20 protein-coding genes and 2 pseudogenes are annotated in these 20,397 nt (G+C 61.4%); 12 read left to right on the plus strand and 10 right to left on the minus strand.

The genetic code is table 11. From position 1 onward, the window contains the following. Together B6S44_RS28965 and B6S44_RS28970 are read right to left on the minus strand one after the other, a co-directional pair. On the minus strand, window positions 1-5,316 hold a 5,316-nt coding region (locus B6S44_RS28965; RefSeq protein WP_248309819.1), incomplete at its 3' end, for a HAMP domain-containing protein. 368 nt (window positions 5,317-5,684) lie between these two features. Continuing rightward, on the minus strand, window positions 5,685-6,254 hold the full coding sequence (locus B6S44_RS28970; RefSeq protein WP_129160478.1) for a hypothetical protein: 570 nt from the start codon (window positions 6,252-6,254) through the stop codon (window positions 5,685-5,687). A gap of 967 nt (window positions 6,255-7,221) precedes the next feature. Here B6S44_RS28970 and B6S44_RS30230 point away from each other — a divergent pair. The 4 genes from B6S44_RS30230 to B6S44_RS28985 all read left to right on the plus strand — a co-directional run bounded on the left by B6S44_RS30230 (window position 7,222) and on the right by B6S44_RS28985 (window position 8,984). Continuing rightward, the gene (locus B6S44_RS30230; protein WP_465246151.1) at window positions 7,222-7,350 is read left to right on the plus strand and encodes a TraR/DksA C4-type zinc finger protein; all 129 of its coding nucleotides are present in this window, start codon (window positions 7,222-7,224) and stop codon (window positions 7,348-7,350) included. 157 nt (window positions 7,351-7,507) lie between these two features. Further along, window positions 7,508-7,645 carry a hypothetical protein gene (locus B6S44_RS29555; protein WP_164986007.1) on the plus strand — a complete coding sequence of 46 codons (138 nt, stop codon included), beginning with the start codon at window positions 7,508-7,510 and terminating at the stop codon, window positions 7,643-7,645. Between the two features lie 201 nt (window positions 7,646-7,846). Beyond that, a complete protein-coding gene (locus B6S44_RS28980) occupies window positions 7,847-8,128 on the plus strand; it encodes a DUF7696 family protein (RefSeq protein ID WP_129160479.1) in 282 nt (93 codons plus the stop codon). Between the two features lie 430 nt (window positions 8,129-8,558). Next, window positions 8,559-8,984: a DUF1236 domain-containing protein gene (locus B6S44_RS28985; RefSeq protein WP_129160480.1), complete on the plus strand. Its 426-nt coding sequence runs from the start codon at window positions 8,559-8,561 to the stop codon at window positions 8,982-8,984. Window positions 8,985-10,934: 1,950 nt separating this feature from the next. Here B6S44_RS28985 and B6S44_RS29720 read toward each other — a convergent pair. Next, window positions 10,935-11,156 (minus strand): hypothetical protein, encoded by a 222-nt coding sequence (locus B6S44_RS29720; RefSeq protein WP_129160481.1) that lies wholly within the window; start codon window positions 11,154-11,156, stop codon window positions 10,935-10,937. A gap of 575 nt (window positions 11,157-11,731) precedes the next feature. Between B6S44_RS29720 and B6S44_RS29000 the strand changes: the two genes are divergently transcribed. Both B6S44_RS29000 and B6S44_RS30235 read left to right on the plus strand, forming a co-directional pair. Beyond that, complete coding sequence (locus tag B6S44_RS29000) at window positions 11,732-11,983, plus strand: hypothetical protein (RefSeq protein ID WP_129160482.1); 252 nt, start codon at window positions 11,732-11,734, stop codon at window positions 11,981-11,983. Window positions 11,984-12,211: 228 nt separating this feature from the next. Next, on the plus strand, window positions 12,212-12,472 hold the full coding sequence (locus tag B6S44_RS30235; protein WP_465246150.1) for a DUF7696 family protein: 261 nt from the start codon (window positions 12,212-12,214) through the stop codon (window positions 12,470-12,472). 155 nt (window positions 12,473-12,627) lie between these two features. On the opposite strand, the gene B6S44_RS29005 is transcribed toward B6S44_RS30235, so the two are convergent. Continuing rightward, a complete protein-coding gene (locus tag B6S44_RS29005) occupies window positions 12,628-12,906 on the minus strand; it encodes a DUF6894 family protein (protein WP_129160483.1) in 279 nt (92 codons plus the stop codon). 215 nt (window positions 12,907-13,121) lie between these two features. On the opposite strand from B6S44_RS29005, the gene B6S44_RS29560 reads away from it, so the two are divergent. The 4 genes from B6S44_RS29560 (at window position 13,122) to B6S44_RS29020 (ending at window position 16,098) form a co-directional block, all read left to right on the plus strand. Then, window positions 13,122-13,292, plus strand: coding sequence for a hypothetical protein (locus B6S44_RS29560; RefSeq protein WP_164986008.1), 171 nt, complete (start codon window positions 13,122-13,124; stop codon window positions 13,290-13,292). 326 nt (window positions 13,293-13,618) lie between these two features. Further along, a complete protein-coding gene (locus tag B6S44_RS29010; protein WP_129160484.1) occupies window positions 13,619-14,788 on the plus strand; it encodes a zinc-dependent alcohol dehydrogenase in 1,170 nt (389 codons plus the stop codon). Window positions 14,789-14,841: 53 nt separating this feature from the next. Then, window positions 14,842-15,768 (plus strand): manganese catalase family protein, encoded by a 927-nt coding sequence (locus tag B6S44_RS29015; RefSeq protein WP_129160486.1) that lies wholly within the window; start codon window positions 14,842-14,844, stop codon window positions 15,766-15,768. A gap of 81 nt (window positions 15,769-15,849) precedes the next feature. Continuing rightward, on the plus strand, window positions 15,850-16,098 hold the full coding sequence (locus B6S44_RS29020; RefSeq protein ID WP_129160487.1) for a hypothetical protein: 249 nt from the start codon (window positions 15,850-15,852) through the stop codon (window positions 16,096-16,098). 20 nt (window positions 16,099-16,118) lie between these two features. Here B6S44_RS29020 and B6S44_RS29025 read toward each other — a convergent pair whose 3' ends face one another. Next, window positions 16,119-16,481, minus strand: coding sequence for a hypothetical protein (locus B6S44_RS29025; protein WP_129160488.1), 363 nt, complete (start codon window positions 16,479-16,481; stop codon window positions 16,119-16,121). A 425-nt stretch (window positions 16,482-16,906) separates the two neighbouring features. Between B6S44_RS29025 and B6S44_RS29030 the strand changes: the two genes are divergently transcribed. Next, window positions 16,907-17,170: a hypothetical protein gene (locus tag B6S44_RS29030; RefSeq protein WP_129160489.1), complete on the plus strand. Its 264-nt coding sequence runs from the start codon at window positions 16,907-16,909 to the stop codon at window positions 17,168-17,170. A gap of 43 nt (window positions 17,171-17,213) precedes the next feature. After that, window positions 17,214-18,204, plus strand: a pseudogene (locus tag B6S44_RS29035) (sensor histidine kinase). Here B6S44_RS29035 and B6S44_RS29040 read toward each other — a convergent pair. The 5 genes and pseudogenes from B6S44_RS29040 to B6S44_RS29725 all read right to left on the minus strand — a co-directional run. Beyond that, window positions 18,201-18,440: a response regulator gene (locus B6S44_RS29040; RefSeq protein ID WP_349236392.1), complete on the minus strand. Its 240-nt coding sequence runs from the start codon at window positions 18,438-18,440 to the stop codon at window positions 18,201-18,203. The pseudogene B6S44_RS29035 and the gene B6S44_RS29040 overlap by 4 nt on opposite strands. A gap of 384 nt (window positions 18,441-18,824) precedes the next feature. Next, the gene (locus B6S44_RS29045; RefSeq protein ID WP_129160490.1) at window positions 18,825-19,364 is read right to left on the minus strand and encodes a hypothetical protein; all 540 of its coding nucleotides are present in this window, start codon (window positions 19,362-19,364) and stop codon (window positions 18,825-18,827) included. 13 nt (window positions 19,365-19,377) lie between these two features. After that, complete coding sequence (locus B6S44_RS29050; protein ID WP_129160491.1) at window positions 19,378-19,677, minus strand: PepSY domain-containing protein; 300 nt, start codon at window positions 19,675-19,677, stop codon at window positions 19,378-19,380. A 159-nt stretch (window positions 19,678-19,836) separates the two neighbouring features. Then, complete coding sequence (locus tag B6S44_RS29055; RefSeq protein ID WP_129160492.1) at window positions 19,837-20,091, minus strand: hypothetical protein; 255 nt, start codon at window positions 20,089-20,091, stop codon at window positions 19,837-19,839. Continuing rightward, window positions 20,069-20,397 (minus strand): annotated as a pseudogene (locus B6S44_RS29725) (hypothetical protein); the annotation flags it as partial. The pseudogene B6S44_RS29725 and the gene B6S44_RS29055, both read right to left, overlap by 23 nt.

Genomic DNA, 20,397 nt, shown 5'->3' on the forward strand with positions numbered 1-20,397 from the left:
GACGGGGATATGCCTCGTCGACGGGTCTTGTTTGAGCTGACTCAGAACCGTCCAGCCCAGAATATCGGGCAGGAAGACGTCGAGCGACACCGCGGTCGGCCGATACTCCCTTGCCAATGCCAGCGCGTCCGCGCCGCGCATAGCGACGAGCACCTTAAAGCCGTTGTCGCGGGCGAGATCCACCAGCACGCTTGCGTAATGGGGATCATCTTCGACGATCAGCAGCACAGCGTCACCAGGCGTGATGATGTGCCGATCGTCCTGAAGCTGCTCCGCCGCCTTGTCGCCGAGCCGTCCGGCTGTCAGCGCCGCGATCGAAACGGCGGCCGCATTCAACGCCTCCATTTCGCTGGCGCGCACGGCTGTGGGCGAGGTGCCGACAAACGTCAGCGGAAGATAGAGCGTAAAAGTACTGCCGATACTCGGGATGCTCCGCAGCTGAATCTCGCCGCCAAGAAGGTTGGCCAATTCGCGGCTGATGGCGAGGCCGAGCCCGGTTCCGCCGTATTTTCGACTTGTCGAGGCGTCTGCCTGCTGGAACGCCTCGAAAATGATCCTTTGCTTCTCCGGCGGGATGCCTATGCCGGTATCCGTCACCTCGAATGCCACGACGGCGGGTGCATTCGTCAGTGAGGTGTTGTCGGCACTCCATCCACTCTTGACCGGCGACACGCTCAGTCTGACGCCGCCCTGGTCGGTGAACTTGAAGGCGTTGGACAGCAGGTTCTTCAGTACCTGCTGCAATCGCTTGGAGTCCGTGACGATGCTCCGCTCCAGGTCCGGCGCCAGCACCATCTCGAAGGAGAGCTTGCGGTTCTCCGCCTCGTGCCGGAACGGCCGGGTCATGACGTCGAGTAGGCTGTTGAAGAAAATTTCTTCGGCGTCGACTGAGACCGTGCCGGACTCGATTTTCGAGAGATCGAGAATGTCGCTGATCAGATTGAGCAAGTCGGTGCCGGCGCCGTGGATGGTGCGAGCGAACTCGACCTGCTTGCCCGAGAGGTTGCCGTCCGGGTTCTCGCCGAGTTGCTGGCCAAGAATGAGGATCGAGTTAAGGGGCGTCCGCAATTCGTGCGACATGTTGGCCAGGAATTCGGACTTGTATTTGGAGGTGAGCGCCAGCTCGGTCGCCTTCTCCTCAAGCGCCCGGCGAGCCTGCTCGATTTCCTGGTTCTTGGCTTCGACCTCGACGTTGCGCTCGGCGAGCTGCTGCGCCTTCTGTTCAAGCTGTTCGTTGGTTTGCTGCAACTCCCGCTGCTGGGTCTGCAACTCGCCGGCCAGCTGCTGCGACTGCTTCAACAGCCCTTCAGTCTGCATCGTCGCCTCGATCGAGTTCAGCACGATGCCGATGGAGGTGGTTAGCTGGTCGAGGAAAGACAGCTGTAGGTCGGTGAAGCTGCCGATCGAGGCAAGCTCGATCACCGCCTTGACCTGGCCCTCCGAGAGGACCGGCAGCACGATTGCGTTGCGTGGTCGTGCTTTGAAGACGCCGGAGCCGATGGGGGTGATGTTCTTCGGCATGTCAGTTATGAGAATGCGCCGCGCATCGCGCGCGCATTGGCCAATCAACCCCTGGCCCATCTCAAGCCGCTCGGGATGGCCCTGAATGGCATCGTCGGCATAGGTCGAGAGCAGCCGCAAGCTGCCCAGATCTGCGTCGGCCTCAACCTGGTAGATGACGCCGTGCTGCGCGCCGACGAGCGGTGCCAATTCCGTCAGCAGCATGCGCCCAACGGTCGAGAGGTCGCGCTGGCCCTGCAGCATGTTGGTGAAGCGGGCGAGATTGGTCTTCAGCCAATCCTGCTCGGTATTGCGCTCCGTGGTCAGGCGCAAATTTCCGATCATCGTGTTGATGTTGTCCTTGAGCTCGGCGACCTCGCCCCTCGCCTCGACCTGGATCGAGCGAGTCAGGTCGCCTTTGGTCACCGCGGTGGCGACCTCTGCGATGGCGCGGACCTGCGTGGTGAGGTTTGCCGCGAGCAGGTTGACGTTGCCAGTCAGGTCCTTCCAGGTGCCAGCCGTGCCGGGCACATTCGCTTGGCCGCCGAGGCGGCCCTCAACGCCGACCTCCCGCGCAACGGTGGTGACCTGGTCGGCGAAGGTCGCGAGCGTGTTCGTCATGTTGTTGATGGTCTCGGCGAGCGCCGCGACCTCACCTTTCGAGGCGACAGTGAGGTTCTGCTCGAGATCGCCGTTGGCGACCGCAGTCACCACCTTGACGATACCCCGAACCTGCTCGGTCAGGTTGGCCGCCATGACGTTGACCGTGTCGGTCAGGTCTTTCCAGGTGCCGGCGACGCCCGGCACCTGGGCCTGCCCGCCGAGCTTGCCCTCGGTGCCGACCTCGCGGGCGACACGCGTGACCTCGCCGGCGAAGGCGTTGAGCTGGTCCACCATGGTGTTGATGGTGTTTTTCAGCTCGAGAATCTCGCCCTTCACGTCCACCGTAATCTTGCGAGAAAGGTCGCCGCGGGCCACGGCGGTCGTCACTTCTGCGATGTTGCGGACCTGGGTGGTAAGATTCGCCGCCAGCAGATTGACGTTGTCGGTGAGGTCTTTCCAGGTGCCAGCGACGCCTGGTACGACGGCCTGGCCCCCGAGGCGCCCGTCGGTGCCGACCTCACGCGCAACGCGCGTGACCTCGCCCGCAAACGAGCGAAGTTGGTCGACCATCGTGTTGAGCGTATCCTTGAGCAAAAGGATTTCGCCGCGAACATCGACGGTAATCTTGCGCGACAGGTCGCCATTGGCGATGGCGGTGGCCACCTCGGCGATGTTGCGAACCTGAGCCGTGAGATTGCCGGCCATCGAATTCACTGAGTCGGTGAGGTCCTTCCAGGTGCCGGCGACGCCTGAAACCTGGGCCTGTCCGCCGAGCTTGCCCTCGGTCCCGACCTCGCGGGCAACGCGCGTCACCTCACCGGCGAAAGCGTTGAGCTGGTCGACCATGGTATTGATCGTGTTCTTCAGCTCGAGGATCTCGCCCTTCACGTCCACCGTGATCTTGCGCGACAGGTCGCCTCTGGCGACCGCTGTCGTCACCTCAGCGATGTTGCGGACTTGACCGGTGAGGTTCGAGGCCATCGAATTGACGTTCTCGGTCAGGTCCTTCCAGGTGCCCGCGACGCCCGGCACTTGGGCCTGGCCGCCTAGCTTGCCCTCGGTGCCGACTTCGCGCGCCACGCGTGTTACCTCGGAGGCGAAGCGGTTGAGCTGGTCCACCATCGTGTTCAGGGTTTCCTTCAGCTGAAGGATTTCGCCTTTCACGTCGACGGTGATCTTGCGCGACAGGTCGCCATTGGCGATTGCGGTCGAGACTTCGGCGATGTTGCGAACCTGAGCCGTGAGGTTTCCAGCCATCGAGTTGACGGAATCCGTGAGGTCCTTCCAGGTGCCGGCCACGCCGAGCACGTTGGCTTGGCCGCCCAGCCGCCCTTCGGTTCCCACTTCGCGGGCGACGCGAGTGACTTCGCCAGCGAAGCCGTTGAGCTGATCGACCATCGTATTGATGGTCTCCTTCAGCTCGAGGATCTCGCCCGAAACGGTGACGGTGATCTTCTTCGACAGGTCGCCCTGCGCCACGGCGGTGGCGACCTCGGCGATGTTGCGCACTTGGCCGGTGAGGTTCGAGGCCATCGAGTTGACCGAGTCTGTCAGGTCCTTCCACGTCCCGGCGACGCCCTTGAGCTGCGCTTGGCCGCCAAGCTTACCCTCGGTGCCGACCTCGCGCGCGACGCGCGTCACTTCCGAGGCGAAGGCGTTGAGCTGGTCGACCGTAGTGTTGATCGTCTCCTTCAGCTGCAGGATCTCGCCCTTCACGTCGACGGTGATCTTCTTCGACAGGTCGCCATTGGCGATGGCGGTCGAGACCTCGGCGATGTTGCGGACCTGGGCCGTCAAGTTGCCCGCCATAGAGTTGACGTTCTCGGTCAGGTCCTTCCAGGTGCCGGCGACGCCGCGCACATTGGCCTGGCCACCGAGGCGGCCTTCCGTCCCGACCTCGCGTGCGACGCGCGTCACCTCGGAGGCGAAAGCATTCAGCTGGTCGACCATCGTATTGATGGTCTCCTTCAGTTCGAGGATCTCGCCGGAAACCGTCACGGTGATCTTCTTGGAAAGGTCGCCATTGGCGATCGCGGTCGAGACTTCGGCGATGTTGCGGACCTGAGCGGTCAAGTTCGATGCCATCGAGTTGACGTTATCGGTGAGATCCTTCCAGGTGCCGGCGACGCCGGGCACCTGCGCCTGGCCGCCGAGGCGACCCTCGGTGCCAACCTCGCGGGCCACGCGTGTCACCTCCCCGGCGAAGCCGTTGAGCTGATCGACCATCGTATTGATGGTCTCCTTCAGCTCAAGAATCTCGCCGGAAACGTTCACGGTAATCTTGCGGGACAAGTCGCCGCGCGCCACCGCCGTGGTGACCTGCGCAATGTTGCGAACCTGCGCGGTAAGATTGCCGCACATGGCGTTGACGGAGTCAGTCAGATCCTTCCAGGTGCCGGCGACGCCGGGTACCAGCGCCTGGCCGCCGAGCTTGCCTTCCGTGCCGACCTCGCGGGCGACGCGCGTCACTTCGGAGGCAAAGGAGCGCAGCTGATCCACCATAGTATTGATGGCTTCCTTCAGCTGCAGAATCTCACCACGGACGTCGACGGTGATCTTCTTGGACAGGTCGCCATTGGCGACGGCGATCGTCACCTCGGCGAGATTGCGGACCTGCGCCGTCAGGTTCGAGGCCATGGAATTGACGCTCTCGGTCAAGTCTTTCCAGACGCCTGTCACCTCGCTGACCTGCGCCTGCCCGCCGAGCTTGCCGTCGGTGCCGACTTCGCGCGCCACGCGCGTAACCTCGGAGGTGAAGACGCTGAGCTGCTTGATCATCGTGTTGACGATGGTGGCGGAGCGCAAAAACTCGCCCTGGAGCGGCCGGCCGTCGACATCGAGCGGCATGGTCTGGAGGAGATCGCCCTTGGCCACCGCGGTGATCGTCCGCGTAACGGCGGTGGTCGGCCACAACAGATCGTCAATCAACGTATTGACTGACCCCTCCATGTCCGACCAGGCGCCACCAGATAGGCCGAAGCGGACCCTCGTGCGCGTCTTGCCGTCTCGACCGACGACCTGGCCAACATGCTCGAGCTGATCGGCCATACGCTCGTTGGCGGCGACGATGTCGTTAAAGGTGTCGGCGATCTTCCCGGCGAGTCCCGTCTGATTGCCGGGTAGCCTGACGTCGAATGCGCCCTGACGCATCGCTTGCAGGGCGCCCAACAGTTCGTTCAGATCGAGAGCCGATCCATCGGCGGCTGTTATCATCGCCAGGCCGTCGCTGACTGCTGCCGACGTATCGTGCTTCTTTGGCGTACGCTCGTTTGATTTCACCTTTGAAGCAGCACGCGTCTCGCTCATGGGCCGGCTCCATCTGGCTTTGCGAAAAGCCCTCAATTCACAACGCTACCGACGCTCGGGGTGAAACTCGACAGAAAACTTGTGCAGCTACAGGCGCGGACAAAGTCGCACTTTTCGACACATCAAAGGCTGGTTAGCGCAAACCGAGCAGTCAGAATTCAAGACAAGGCTTATCTAGCGAAGATCGTTCGTCGCCCATGAAGAAAGAGACGAGGTGGCAAAGTGCACTTACAAAAACAAGGCAGTCCGTGCGAGACCTCAGCTAGAGGCAAACCCTAGTGCCGCTTCGCCTGTTCGAGCTCAATCGCCTTGGCGTCGTAGTCGTCAGCCATCGCTCTCAGAATGTCGGCGGTCGTGGGCTCTTCGTTGGCCAAGCGGCGGCACCGTCTCGCCTGCTCGCGCAGCGCCTCGACCTGTCGCAGATCGGTAGTATCGATCATCATATTGACGGCCCCAGCTAGCGCTCCGCCGTTGAAGATCGGCGTAGGGAAAGGTGTGAAGCGGACCCGCGTCCGATCAGGCCGCTCGGCAATAGCCGAAAGGCCGCGGATCGGCTGTTGCCGCTTTATTGCGAGTGCCATCGGACAGCTTGCATGCGAGAGAAACTCGCCATCGGTGGTGTAGAGCTTCCACGTGACGCACCACCGGTCTCGTCCGGGGACGGGCCGGCGGCCGGCACAATTGATGCCCGCCTTATTAAAATGACTCACGACGCCTTCGACGTCGGTCAGATAGACTGGGGCGGAAAGGGCCTCGATGGCTGCCTGTATGACCTCGTCGCGGCCGGGAGCTATGCGAACGATCGTCGCTAGGGCTTCTTCTGCAGTAGCCAGTGAAATGTACAAGCTCGCATTCCTGATTTTTTGAGCTAACGACCCAGAATGCGCGGCTCAGCGGTTAGTTCCGCCACCTCGACTAAAGTCGGCATCCAACCCAAAAGGTTTCCGCCGTGCGCGGCCCGATCTGAATCAGGCATTCGAATAATCCATCGATTTGCCGGCGAGATTGACCGTTTGTTGGCGAGCCTCCCCCACCAGTGCGAAGATATCCCTCCGTCAGCTCTTGGCTGGCCTTCGGTGAAGCTGTTCGGGCCGGAAGAGGCGCGTTGGCATCTGCCGGCGCGTTCGGCGAAGTTGTCGAGGTCTGCGCGAGCGCGGCAGTTAAAACAAGGCGCAGAAGATCGACGTGACGAGCACGCTGCGCATAGGAATCTTCCTAATCTAGAACAGGTTAGGCCACCGCGCCAGGAAACCGCAGCGATGCAAACTTGTTCCTGAACGAAGAAGCTCCGCCGGCGCGAGCCGACGGGGCTGAAATAGAAGCCTCTCGCCGACGCGTGCTGGGGAGCGACTGGATCAGCGAGAGGCATGGCGCTGGGTTGGGGGCGCCGAGATTAAGCTAGCACACCGTGGTGAAGGGAAAAGGCCCAGGCTTCTCCGCCGGATGCATTTCGAGCTACGCCGGCTCCCGGAGGGCTGCCTCTCGCCGACGGAGGACGCGACGCCGATAGCCGGCGAGAGGCTTGGCGCAAGGGTACCCGAGCGCCGAGCCAAAGAACCGGCTAGTCGTTAGTCGGTTCCTCTGGCGCTCCGCTTTTCTCCGGCCACGGCATTTGAACGCATCGTGCTGAACAATCCCATGAGCGGACCATTGCAGGGCAAGCCGCTACACGAGGCTGCGGCACCCACAGTCTTCTGAGCTCCCGATGAGACAGTTCAGGATCAGATCGACCACTCCGTCACCGGACGCGGTGGGCCTGGTGCGCGCTAGGCTTCCTGACAGTCCGGGCGCCGGCAGATTTGCGGCAAGGAGATATCAGAGACTAGGCGCATGGCGATGCCTGGGGCTTGCATGTGCGTCGATTGCGAGTCCCGAATTGACCGGCGCCCTGAATTCGGCGGCATCAATCTACGCGGGAGCAAGGACAGTCAGCTAAAATGACTGGCGGCTCCGGAGCGTGCACGGAATCTCCCACGGACGCCGCAACTTAGAGGCAATATAAGCACGCCAGGCTCAGCGAAAAAATCGTCAGCAGACCCGCTTACAACCCCAAGTATTCCACCGCGAGCTGTGCCAGGACCAGGACGGCAAGCGCTACATGGTCATTATCTATCGCCCCTTCGCCGATTTGAACGTGACGCGTTACGAGCTTGAAGACGGCACGCCGGTGCGCTTCATCAACGACTGCCTGTTCGAGATTGAGTCGACCGGACAAACGTTGACGCGGTGCATCTGATGCAAGCGCTCGTGATATGGGGTTTGCTCGTTGTCGCGATCCTTAGCGCCATCGGGATCGCCTCGTTTCGATAGGACCCCTTCGCACAGCCGTCGAGATAACCATGAGCACAATTGCGACCATCGGCGCCGTCATCGCAGTGCTAGTCGCATATTTCGTCGTGGTATACCGGGTGCCGCGAACTAACGACGACAAATAATCATGACATCCCACCGCGCCACCGCCCTGGTCGTCTTTTCGCATCTAGCTGGCCGGGAGGTCTCGACCTGGTCGAGTGAATGGGCACGGCAATGCGAAGTGGACACGCTGCTCGCCATGCCGGCGGGTCAACGGCTACGGTTCCTGAACGGCTCCGGCAGGCCGGAAGACGGGCGCGATGGCAGGCCGCTCGAAGCGATCCGGGGTGCAGCTGGCGCCGCCACATTGAAAGCCGACTTGGATCGCATGGAAGAGATTCTGCGAGCGCGAACCAGGCCGCAATAAAAAAAGCCCCGCCGGCCGAAGCCGACGGAGCGCGTTTTTTCACCAGGTAGCGCTCGTCGCTGGGAATGTTTGCTTAGGGCTGCCTGGCTCGTGCGCATGTAGCAACGCCGGGGTCTCCGTTGGCCCTAAAGGTGACCGCTGCTGCATCACGTCGGGCGGCAACATGCGTGCGATACGGCCGCTGAGGATATCAGCCGCCAACCACGCCGCAGTGGCGTCGGTCGATTTAGCAACAGGATGCGGCGGCCCATCTCAAAGAAATGACGCTCAGACCGCTGGTGTTATCAAAACTTGAAAGACGCCGTCCCCTCAGCGAGATGAATAGGCGTTAATACTGAAAAAACGCAGTAATTATGAATAACTATTCATGGAACCTGCGATCCAAGTGGCCGTTTAGTCCTGTGGCAGGGGCCATGCAGGGAGAAGAGCTATGATCAAGAACCTCGTTATTATTGCTGCGCTCGCCGTTGTCCCGGCGACGGCGTTCTCGCAGTCGAACTCGGGTGCCGCTGGAGGCGCTGCCGCCGGTGCAGGCACCGGTGCTGTCGGAGGGGCAATCGTCGGTGGGCCCGCCGGTGCAGCTGTAGGCGCGGTCGGTGGCGCTGCGGTTGGCGCGGTGGTCGGCGGTATCACCGCGGATCAGCGGACCGAATTTCGCACCTATGTGAGGGAGCAAAAGGTGCCTTCGGTCACATATCGGGAAAAGGTCGTTGTCGGTGCAACTTTGCCGACGACGGTGACCTACCACGAGGTGCCCGCACGCTACGGCAAGACCGAGTATCGCTACACGGTCGTCAATGACCAGACCGTCCTGGTCGAGCCGAAGTCGCGCAAGATCGTTCAGATCATCGAATGATCAAAGGTCGGAGCCCATCCCAAACGGGGTGGGCTCCGAATGTTTCCGCCCATGACAAAAAGGAAGACGGTATGTTTCGGACAATTCTATTGGCTGCCGGCATCGCATCGGCAGCACTTCTCACCGCCCCCGCGCAGTCACAGGTGCGGATCGAAACGCGCATTGACCGCCCGGGCTACGACGGCCCTCGATATCGGGATCGGCGAGGATATGAGGAGCGGCGGGCGGTGCGCAGCCGCTACCGTGACTGTCGGATGGTGGAAAAGCGCCGAGTTAACCGGTTTGGTGAGGTCGTCATCAGGCGCACGCGCATCTGCGGTTAAGCAACCGCTTGGTGTAGCGGGTCGCCGCAGTCGGCCGCCCGCTACATTCACTAGTTCCGGCGGTATTGGAGCAAGGCCATGCTCGACGGCAGGCAGGCTTTACGACAAGCATTCAAGCGCTTTGAGCGGGAAGTGCCCCTCTAGGTCGGGTCAACGCTAAGATGGCTCCGTCACCCAGCCTCCCGATGGGTCCGCATACCCGCTGGCTTGCTTCTGATGGTTGGTGGCGTCTTTGCAATTCTGCCTGGCCTGGGCATTTGGATGTTGCCACTCGGCCTTCTCTTGCTGGCCGCCGATATACCTTTCCTCCAGCATCCCGTTGCGCGGTTCACATTATTCGGAGCTGACCAATGGGCTCGACTGCGACAATGGCTACGTCGGAAATGATGGGGTTTTAACAGGTTCCTCTGAGCGTCGGGAACACTGATGCCCGATCTCCCGTCCGCAAGTTGCTGAGTGGCGCTCGCTGGAAATCCCCGTTGCTTAATCCTTCGCCCGATCCGCGGGCAGCTCGTCGGCGGGGAATGGAACGCGACGTGTCTTGGTGAAGCGGAACGCGCCCACGAGCGTGCATGAGTACGCGCCGCGTCAGGCTACAACGGCTCGATCCTCGATTTCGAGCCGACAGTCCCCGCCCTATGTATCCAGCTCGTTTGAACGTGCGCGCCTTCTGAAGCCAATTATTGCCGCAGCCACAGTGGCGGCCCCTGCCAGCCCTGCGCCCAGAGCAAGCACGGGCGATCCCGTTCGACGCGCGGCATAGAGATGCGAAAATTGCATGTTCGACGAGGCCGGTGGCGCCGTAGGCCGTCTCCTGACGATTAGCGCTGCAACCAGGAAAATTGCGGCCGCCAGAAGCAAGATGCCCGCTATTGAGAAACTGGCTGCAATCGCGCCGTATCGGAACATCAGCGCCGTGTAGCCAGCATTAAGCGCGTACCCCAAAGCGAAGACTGTGATCAGCCCACTAAAGGCCATCAAGCTGTAGGTGACAGCAGCCCGCTTTAGAGCTGCCGTTGCGCGCGCGGCGAAATAAACCAGCAACCCGCCCACGACCTATTTCGCCGCCCAGAAACCGAAAACCACGCCCGCAGCGGCCGCCCATGCAAGGGCGCGTAAGGGACGGGCGCGAACCTCGTCCATTATCAACTGCTGAAGTTCACTCACGCGCTCCGTGGCAGCCTCCGCCATCACGTCGGTATCAACTCCGTACGCCTTAAGGCGATCAGCTGTGTGCCCGTCCGTGGATTCGTCGGATGCAGTTTCCCCGCGCTCGTCGACGCTCTTAGACATCGCCCTGAACCCGTTTACCATGGATGAACCCCTCGTCATTGAGCTGAGCCAGTACGCAGCGACCCACACTGATGGGGATCAAACGATGCGCTCGGCCCGCTGTTCCACCGCCCTAGAACAATCCCGCTCGATACAGCCTTGGAGTTGCCCCGCGCTGCTGACGACCTATTAGGCAACCCGTCGGCGGCGTGCCCCACCCACGCCGCCTCGGCATCCCCGAAGGGGTCTACGAAACCTTGCTCAATGGCGCTCAGGCGGGCGGCGTCGGGGCTGGACAAACGAACGGGCCGCGCTGAGGTTCGCCGCCTGTTAGCTCAGCGTGGAAATCGTCGCCTCATGGGCCATTTCGCGCGGGACGACGTTCGTCCCCAGGCGCGGCAATCCAATTGATGAGCGCCTCGGCTGTTGCCTCGTACTCGTCGGCCATGGCCGATAGCGTTTCGGACAGATCCACATCGCTGGTGGCCGTCGCCAAGCGACACCTTGCTGCAGCAGTGCGCAAAGAGCGAATCTGCTCATCCACTGTCCCGCAACACGCATAATCGAGCTCGTCCACCGCTACCTCACCCAATGCGGTAGACTGCCGCTTGGTCAGCCTCGGCGCGAGCAGCGCGCCGGGTCGAGCTTTGACAGGCGCGCGATGAACAGCTTCTTCAGCTGGCATAGCCGTCAGGACACGACGCGACTGCCTCGCCATACTCGCACACCATGGAACGCAACATGCAGACGCAAAGCAGGCGAACGCTCAGACCCTGGCGGTCGACGAGTGATCGATTGAGAGGAAATCGCGCGCCTCGCAATAGCCCTTCGCCGCCGGCAAAAATCGGTACCAAGCCGGCTTCCCGATAACGCCGGGCGCTGCGGAGTGGAAAAAGGGACATCGCCACCAGCTTGCACGGGAGCGTTAGGATCAAATCCTGGCAGCTCGGCAAAGTGCTCTGGCGATATGTTCGATGCGGGCCTCGTCCATTCTTGGACTCCTTCCCATCGAGGCAGCTGCAAGGCTTTGGCGCGGATGGGCGTGGCGCAGATCACCAACCAGTTTGAGATTAGGAAGTTCCGGTCGGAACCAAGGAACCTTTGCCGGCACTGGGGATTGCGGTCAGCAATACAGTTGCGTGGGAGGTTGCTATGCGTACCCAGCGAAAGCACGCCGGGCTCAGCGACAAGGTCGTCGGTAGCCCGGCTTACGACCGCAAAGAGCTCTATCAGGAGCTTTGCCAGGACGAGGACGGCAATCGCTACACAGTCGTCGTCTATCGGCCTTTCCCCAACTTGAACGTCACGCGGTATGAGCTCGAGGACGGCAGCCGGGTGGAGTTCGTCGACGATTGCCTGTTCGAGATCGAAGCAACGGGCAAGCAGTTGACGCGGTGCCCGTGATGGAAGCCCTTTTGATCTGGAGTTTGCTCATCGCCGCGATCCTCGGCGCCATCGGGATCGCCTCGTTTCGATAAGATCCGTCGCGCAGCCGTGGAAAGACCATGCGCACGCTTGCAACCATCGCTGCCGTCGTCGAGGCGCTAGTCGCCTACTTCCTTGTGGTGTACCGGGTGACGCGAACCGACGACGATAAATGTTCACATTGTCTACCGCGCCGCAGCCTCTCTGGTGTTTTCACATCTTGCCGGCCGAGAGGTATCGACCTGGTCGAGCGAATGGGCGCGCCAATGCGAAGTAGACACTCTGCTCCGTATGTGTGCAGCTCAGCGCCTCCGCTTTCTGAACGGTTCGGGCAATGCGGAGGATGGGCGCGACGGCAGGCCGCTCGCCGCTATTCGCGGTCAGGCCGGAGCTAACTCCTTGAAGGCCGACCTTGAGCGGATGGGAGAAACGTTCCGACCTTGCGAACGGAAGTTCGGAGCAGGATAATGGGCCGGTTCTTCGACGTCCGGTTCGTCGCAGCTCATCGAAAAAAAGCCGACCTCCGCGCCAGCGGAGCCGCCCATGCCTGAGGCAAACAGCGCTGGACGCGACATGCGAACAATAGCCGATTGTCCGCCGCTCCCTAACGCGGGTGGCACAAATTAATTCTTCGATTTCCTTGCCGCCTTCGCCGCCTCTGTCTTCATATCCTCGGCCGTCTCGCCTCGGAACTCGAGGGAGGCCTGATAAACAATGTCCTCCGCTTCGTTCTGCACCGCCACCTTCATTTTGAGGTGCGATCCATTCGGCAACTGCTCGTGAGCCATGTCAGCTAGTGCCCGCTGAGCATTATCCGAGGCTGCCTTATCGTTTGCGAACTCCATCTCGTCGCCAGGCTCGAATTTCTCTCCGTCTTCGGTCGAAACACGATATATCGGCATGTCGCACTCCCTCGGCCGAGCTCCACTCTCACAGAACGGAAGGCAGTAATGATCGGTTCCGGGAAACCGAGTTTTCAGTTGTGCGTTTTCAACGGATCGACCTGCCGCCTCTTGCGCGGGTCCAAATTATCCCCGCGGCGACCGGTGCCGCACTAGTACGCGAGGCCAGGCCGGATATGCCAGGAAAGCCCAGCACACCGGCGACAGTGCTTGACGTGATCAATGTCGTCATCAGCGACGACCCGGCCGAAGGGGCGATTATCAAGCTCGCAATCGAGGGCTCAACGGATGTCGACCTCCTGTTCGACCCGTTGACCTTGGTCGAATTGCAATCTGCACTCGCGAAAATGGATAGTTGGCACGCGCACATGCTCCCAGCGCAGTAGTCCCAAAATAAGCCGCGGGCGGGCGCCAACGGACTAGCGGGCCCGGCTTAGAAACCTTTTAGACGCGCTGGCCTGTCGTTCCTCACCGTTCGGAGTGGCGAACGGATCGTGCCATCTTGGTACCCAGCAGCCGGTTGTGCTGTGTCAGGCTTCCGCACGCCTAAATTGTCTCTGCATCTGCTGCCAATTGCTGATCAGGGATAAAGCCGCCCTGCAGCGGAACAGTTCGACGCCCCCTTTGTTGGGTGGAGATGCTCGACGTTGCGAGCAGGTCGTCAGCCTCCGACGCGCGGTGGGGTTCTTCAACCCGCTTCGGAGGACGACGCATGCGTGCGCTCTGTTGGCATGGAAAAGGCGACGTTCGGGTCGACACCGTGCCTGACCCGCAACTCCAGCATCCCCGTGATGCGATCATCAAGATCACCTGCTGCGCGATCTGCGGCTCCGATCTGCATCTCCTCGACGGCTATCAGCCAACGATGGAGAGCGGTGACATTCTCGGTCACGAGAATATGGGCGAGGTCGTCGAACTCGGCGCAGAGGTGACTAATCTGCGCATCGGCGACCGCGTCGTTGTGCCGTTCACCATCAGCTGCGGCGATTGCTGGTTCTGCAAGAAGGGCATGTTCTCAGCCTGCGACCGCACCAATCCGAACGCCAAGATGGCGGCGAAGGCGATGGGACAATCGCCGGCAGGCCTCTTCGGTTTCAGCCATATGCTGGGCGGCTATAGTGGCGGCCAGGCCGAGTATCTGCGTGTCCCGATGGCCGATGTCGGGCCGATCAAGGTGCCCGACAGCGTCAGCGACGAACAGGCTCTGTTCCTCTCCGACATCTTTCCCACGGGCTACATGGCCGCAGAGAACGCGCAGATCCAGGACGGCGATTTCGTCGCGATCTGGGGCTGCGGACCGGTTGGCCAGTTCGCGATCCGCTCGGCCTTCATGCTCGGCGCTGGCCGCGTCATCGCCATCGACGAAGTCCCGGAGCGGCTGGCAATGGCCGAAGCGGGCGGCGCCGAGACGATCGATTTCTCGAAGACCGACGTCTACGACCAGCTCATGGCGCTGACCAATGGCCGCGGTCCCGACAGCTGCATCGACGCGGTCGGCTGCGAGGCCTCGGGACACGGTGCGGCGGATGCCATCCTCGACAAGGTGAAGGCTGCTACCTTCCTCGCAACCGACCGCATGCATGTGCTGCGGGAAGCGATCATGTGCTGCCGCAAGGGCGGAACCATTTCCATCCCCGGCGTCTATGTCGGCATGGCCGACAAGCTTCCGATCGGCGCGGCAATGAACAAGGGCCTGACCTTCAAAATGGGCCAGACCCACGTCCAGGCCTATACGAAGCCGCTGCTTGCCAAGATCGAGGCAGGCCTCATCGATCCCAGCTTCGTCGTCACGCATCCGGCCAGCCTCGAAGACGCGCCCGCCATGTACAAGAAGTTCCGCGACAAGGAGGACGGCGTGATCAAGGTCGTCCTGCGGCCATAGGCCTCGACCGCCTTTGCACTCCAAATCGGCTGGGGCCAATGAGGAGACGACCAATGTTTTTACGTGTCGACAAGCTGCAGATAGACATTCCTGCGCCCAAGAAGAAAGACGAGAACGCCGCGGCCGCCCTCCAGGAATTGCTCGGCGGGAAGTATGGCGAGATGTCGACCCTCGGGAACTACATGTTCCAGAGCTTCAACTTCCGCAGCAAGGACAAGCTGCGCCCCTTCTACAATCTCGTGGCAAGCATCACCGCCGAGGAGCTCGGCCATGTCGAGCTGGTCAGCAACGGCGTTGCCATGCTCAACAACGGGCCCGACAAGCCGGGCGGCGACGAGGGCGACGGCGGCGATATCTCCGGCGCGCCCTACAACGCCATGCAGGACATCCGCCTGGCATCGGCCTTCCTGTCGAACGCCGGCGGTGCAACGCCAGTCAACGGCAATGGCGTCTCCTGGAACAACGACTTCATCACGACGACCGGCAATGTCGTGACCGACCTGCTGCATAACTTCCACCTCGAATGCGGCGCTCGCCTGCACAAGCTCCGGGTCTACGAGACACTGACGGACCCGACAGGCCGCGAGGTGTGCGGCTATCTCCTGGTCCGCGGCTCGGTTCACGCCCATGCCTATGCACTGGCGCTGAAGCAGATCACCGGCGTCGAGATCGAGAAGATGCTACCGACGCCGAATATCAATCTCGACAAGATCCCGGAGTGCCAAAAGTACCTCGACGAGGGCTCACACCGGCGCCTCTACACCTTCAGTCCCTCCGACTACAAAGAGATGTCCGGCATTTGGGGTAACGGAGAGAAGGCCTTGCCCGGTGATCCGCCAGGCGAGCTCGAGGTCGTGGAGGGCATGCCGGAAGGTGGCAAGATCCATCAGTTCACCGGCGTCCCGTCCGCCTTCACCCCGGACTATGCGCCCGAGGAAATGTTCGAGATCGCGACCAAGCTCTACAAAGCATCTCGCTAGGCCGATCGCCGAGGTGCCCAGCGCACGCCCCTGGGCACCTTGGACCACCCACGTCATGCCCACCCATGGGGTCCAACACGCATGTCCAACATGTTCTTCGATCTGTCGATGCTCGCCTTTGAAACGCAGCAGGCGATCTGGTTGCGCACGATCAAGCTGTCCACCGGCGGCCGGGCAGCCGATCGAGAAGCCAAGCTGATGGTCGACGAAAAGCTGTCGGCTGCAATGCAAGCTGCCGGCAAGTTGATGGGTGGCGCCCACCCTAGCTCTGTCGTTAAAGCCTACCGGCGCAAGGTTCGCGCCAACGTGCGGCGATTGTCGAAGTCGTAGGAAGCTTCAGGGAGCAGTCCTCATTGCCTCCGCGACGCGTTGTCCTGCTTCGCTTCCTCCCAGGCTCGGATATCGGCAACCAGTCTACCGAGCTCGTCAGCCTGCGGCGTACCCTCGGCATAATTGGCGAGCTCCTCCACTCTTTGTGTCGCCTCCTCATACTGCTCCAGCGAGCTGATTGGATTGGTCATGGCTGCGGTCGCGGGAGTATCCTGCTTCAGCCGATAGGCGTTGACGGCATCGATCAGGCCGACTCTCTCGGCCTCCTCGTCCGAGCCGTCGGGCGCGATAGCCAGCTTGGCGATCCGCGCCTCTGCGATCAGGCAATCGTCGGAATTCAATATGGCACGTCCGGCAAAGCCGACCTCTGGGGTGCTGGGCATGATGGTTCTCACTAGTTGCTGTCTGAGCGCAACCTTTCGCTCGCCGCTGTGTTCCGGCCAGAACGCGACATATCCAACAGGGTTAGGAACCTTCCCGTGCGGCCGGCATTAAACCCGCGGACTCACGGAGACAAGGCAACCAGGGAGGATGCCATGAGCGGTCGCAAGCCAGAGCACGACGATACGGTCGGCCAGCCGCGTAGAGCCTCGGATAGTCGGCCGCGCCCCGGATCCGGCACACCGACAGCTAGCGAGCCGGTTAACAAGGATGGACCGAAGCCGCGCAGCTCCAAAGGCGAGCGGAAGCCTTCAGAATCTTCCAGCGCCCTCGACCCTGGGCGGCCCACCAAAAAGGACTGAGCGGTCGCAGATGGCAAGCTGGGGACGTTTGCGTTGGAGATGCATGTGCAAGGACGAGGCCGTTGATGAACCCCAAGATCCCAAGCGGCGCGAGCTCCGCCTGCCGCGAGCTTTACCGTGAGTACTGCCAGGATGAAGGCGGTACCGAGTACACGGTCATCGTCTATCGGCCGTTCCCAAATCTGAGCATAACCGACTATGAGCTAGAGGACGGGACGCCGGTTCGCTTCATCGACGATTGTGTGTTCGAGATCGAAACGACAGGCCGAACGCTTACCCGATGCGACCATCTCCCGAGTGCCTCGGTCAAAATCCACCTTGTTCTATAGTGGATGGCATTTGCCGCCGCTTTGATCTCGCCCGAGTGCGCCGATGCCCGAATCGAACCCAAGCGCCTGGAGCGCAACAAGTCTGCGCCGCGCGATCAGCGCCGCGGGCGTTGCGTTGTGGTCTTGGAACGTCGAAACCGACGCGTTCGCCATGGATGAGCGGGGCTTCCAGCTGTGGGCCGTACACCAAAGCGACGACGTCAAATTTGAAGACCTGTCCGCCCGCATCCACCCCGCGGACCGGGATAGGGTCAGGGCGGCCTTCACGGCGACCCGAGCCATCGTCGGTGCCTACGAGATCGACTTCCGCATTATCATCGGCGACGAGATCCGCTGGATTTCAGCCCGCGGGATCGGTGATGACTCGGGGCTGCACGATCGTTTGGCGTACGGCATCTTCCTTGATGTAACGGGGCGCAAGCAGGCTGAGGAAGGCCACGAACTTCTTGCCGGGGAGATGAGCCATCGCGTCAAAAACTTGCTCGCTATCGCGTCGGGACTAACTCAGATCTCGTCCCGCTCGACCACGACGGCCAAGGAGATGGCCATCGAGCTGACGGGCCGTCTGGCGGCTCTTGGACGGGCCCACGATTCGGCCTCTTCCCGGCCATCAAGGCCAGGCGGCGTTACTTGGCGACCTCCTCTCGATCCTACTCTCCCCCTATGAAGATACCGGCGCCTTTAGCGGCAGAATCCGCGTAGCCGTTCCGCGTATGGGTGTCGGCGAGTTGGCCGCAACGACGCTAGCTCTTATCATCCATGAACTTGCGACGAACTCGCTGAAATATGGTGCGCTCTCTGCCGATGTTGGAACGCTTGATGTCGCTGGCAGCCTCGACGACGAGGACGTGAAGATCGTCTGGATTGAGCGCGGAGGCCCCAGCGTCGAACCCATTAACGGTGCAGGTGGCTATGGCAGCCGCCTGGTCGTGCGCAGCATCTCGGGCCAGCTCGGCGGGTCGATTAACTATAACTGGTCAGCCGAGGGTGTCATCGTTACCCTCAAGATGAAGACGTCGAAACTGGCGGCCTAGGCGGCATGCCGAACAGCCTCAAGAACGGCGGTCGCACTGTACGGCTTGCGCAAAAACGTAACGGCGGCGGGCATCTCATGTGGATCAGGCCTGATGCGACCCGACGCGATGATAATCAGTATCGGCGGCCATCGGTCTCGCACTGCGAACGCAAGCTTCAAACCGTTCATGGACCCAGGCATCTCAATGTCGGTGAAGACAACTTTGATATCTGCCCGGGCCTCCAGGAGGACGATCGCTTCATCGGCATTTCAGCTTCGATCGCCTCGAAGCCGGCCTCCTCAATAATTGAGGCGGTATCCATGCGACAATTGCATCGTCTTCAACAACAAGGACAACTAGTGGCATGAGCAAACTCTTTGATGGATTAGAATTCAACGCGCCTCCCTTACGATAGTTGCGGCTTATCTAATGAAATGCACATGAAGCTGCCGGACATACGTTTGGGCAGGTTGGTGCCTTTTTTATTTTCGGGCGCATAGAGTCCGACGGGTTGAAGATGGCGTTCGCGAAAGCCGGAACGCATAAATCTCGGCCTCTCGCCGATGGAGCTGAAGGGCCGGTGGGTAGCCACCGGCGAGAGGCACGGCGCTGTGGGGAGCGCCGATCTTGGAGTTAGCTCAAACGGCGCCGTATCGGTACGGCGCGGCAGTCTCATCGAAGCGGCTCCACCCGCTCTGTCGGTATTCTGCTAGACGAGCCTCACGGTCGATCGGTGTTGCACCGTCCATGATGGCTTCGACTTCCGCCGCCCGGCTATCTTCAGCCCGGACAGAAACGACAGAGCCGCCTCTGCGAACGGTCTCGGCATAGTAATGCGCGCTGTCCTCGTCCTCTCCGGCGCTGGTCATCGCACCGATGATCCCACCCGTCGCGCCGCCAGCCGCCGCTCCAGCCAGCGTCGAAGCCAGCCAACCGGCGGCAACCACGGGCCCAACTCCAGGGATGGCAAGGAGGCCCAATCCGGCGAGCAAACCGGCGGCGCCACCGACCGCGGCGCCGATGCCCGCGCCTTCGCCGGCGTTACTGTCGTCGTCGGCATTTTCCTGACGTCCCAACAGGCTGATTTCTGAACTCGCGACGCCAGCGGCCTCGAGCTGATTCACGACGCCCTGGGCGGACGCGTAGTCGTCATAGGCGCGGGTGATTGTGCGGGTCATTTGACTCTCCTTTTCAATTACGGGTGATGTTGCCGCGGTAATCGACTGAGACGGTCACCTGCGCGCCCGAATGTGTGGCGGTGCCCTTCCAGACACCGTTGTCGTCCTTCTTGAGCTCGCCGACGTTGGTGTAGCCGTTCGCCTCCAGGCGGCTTTTAGCCTGCCCCTCGGTGAAGCTATTCGCGCCGGGAAGCGGAGCGTTCGCATCGGCGGGCGCATTCGGCGCAGGCGTTGGCGAAGTAGTGCTCGTCTGTGCAAGGCCGCCGACCGGAATCAGGGCGCACAAAGCCATCGTGAGAATCCCACGTTTCATGATTAACCCCATTTTTTGAAGGCGCCGTGAGGCTGCTAATCACAACGGCAGGCTGCCCCAGATGTTCCCATAAATGGAGGATTGTCAGCTAGGTAGGTTCGTCCCGGATCGGCGCGAGAAATGCGCTCGCGAAAGCTGATCACCATCTCGCCTTGCTCATTAGTCGAGATGCAGTTTGCCGAGATTTCCCGGCAAACCCGCGATCGGAAGATCATCGGGGCTGCGGTTTGTCCCCGGTAGGGGATTGGCCTCTGGTCCATGCATGTTTTCGCCGGCGTGATCCTCGTCCCACTGGCGAAGCGCAGCGATCAAGTTCTTCAGTTCTTCTGCTGCGGATGAACCTTCCGGCGCATCGCTAAGGGCGTTGGCGCGCTCGGCTTTCGCCGCGTATTCAGTATGTGATTGGATCAGCATTGCGATCTCCCTGGTTCGGATGTGCCTCGCCGACGGGCTCGGCACATTTCGCGTTAGGATCGCAACCGCCCGCTACGCCCTTCGTTCCATGGCTCTCAGCCCAGCGAGGGGTGCGACGTTTCGCTTTCAGGCTCGACGTTTTGAGGTCGCGGTTCTTCACCGCACGCCTGGCTCCCATCAAATCCCGTACCAAATCCTGCCTGCGCGCTTCGGGGATCGACGGATCAGTTGCTCGCCAGAGCCGTCCAGCGACAAGGAAATAGCGACCATCAGGGGTAAGCGGATAACGGGGGTCCATACTAGCGG

Source organism: Allobosea sp. Tri-44, assembly GCF_004123845.1.
GTDB lineage: Bacteria > Pseudomonadota > Alphaproteobacteria > Rhizobiales > Beijerinckiaceae > Allobosea.

Bases quoted from the DNA above. Each gene is read 5' to 3' on its own strand.
- B6S44_RS28985 (WP_129160480.1), top strand. From the start codon at position 8,559: ATGATCAAGAACCTCGTTATTATTGCTGCGCTCGCCGTTGTCCCGGCG.
- B6S44_RS29055 (WP_129160492.1), bottom strand. From the start codon at position 20,091: ATGCTGATCCAATCACATACTGAATACGCGGCGAAAGCCGAGCGCGCC.
- B6S44_RS29050 (WP_129160491.1), bottom strand. From the start codon at position 19,677: ATGAAACGTGGGATTCTCACGATGGCTTTGTGCGCCCTGATTCCGGTC.
- B6S44_RS29010 (WP_129160484.1), top strand. From the start codon at position 13,619: ATGCGTGCGCTCTGTTGGCATGGAAAAGGCGACGTTCGGGTCGACACC.
- B6S44_RS29025 (WP_129160488.1), bottom strand. From the start codon at position 16,481: ATGCCCAGCACCCCAGAGGTCGGCTTTGCCGGACGTGCCATATTGAAT.
- B6S44_RS29020 (WP_129160487.1), top strand. From the start codon at position 15,850: ATGTCCAACATGTTCTTCGATCTGTCGATGCTCGCCTTTGAAACGCAG.
- B6S44_RS29045 (WP_129160490.1), bottom strand. From the start codon at position 19,364: ATGACCCGCACAATCACCCGCGCCTATGACGACTACGCGTCCGCCCAG.
- B6S44_RS29030 (WP_129160489.1), top strand. From the start codon at position 16,907: ATGAACCCCAAGATCCCAAGCGGCGCGAGCTCCGCCTGCCGCGAGCTT.
- B6S44_RS28980 (WP_129160479.1), top strand. From the start codon at position 7,847: ATGACATCCCACCGCGCCACCGCCCTGGTCGTCTTTTCGCATCTAGCT.
- B6S44_RS29015 (WP_129160486.1), top strand. From the start codon at position 14,842: ATGTTTTTACGTGTCGACAAGCTGCAGATAGACATTCCTGCGCCCAAG.
- B6S44_RS29005 (WP_129160483.1), bottom strand. From the start codon at position 12,906: ATGCCGATATATCGTGTTTCGACCGAAGACGGAGAGAAATTCGAGCCT.
- B6S44_RS29555 (WP_164986007.1), top strand. From the start codon at position 7,508: ATGGTCATTATCTATCGCCCCTTCGCCGATTTGAACGTGACGCGTTAC.
- B6S44_RS29000 (WP_129160482.1), top strand. From the start codon at position 11,732: ATGCGTACCCAGCGAAAGCACGCCGGGCTCAGCGACAAGGTCGTCGGT.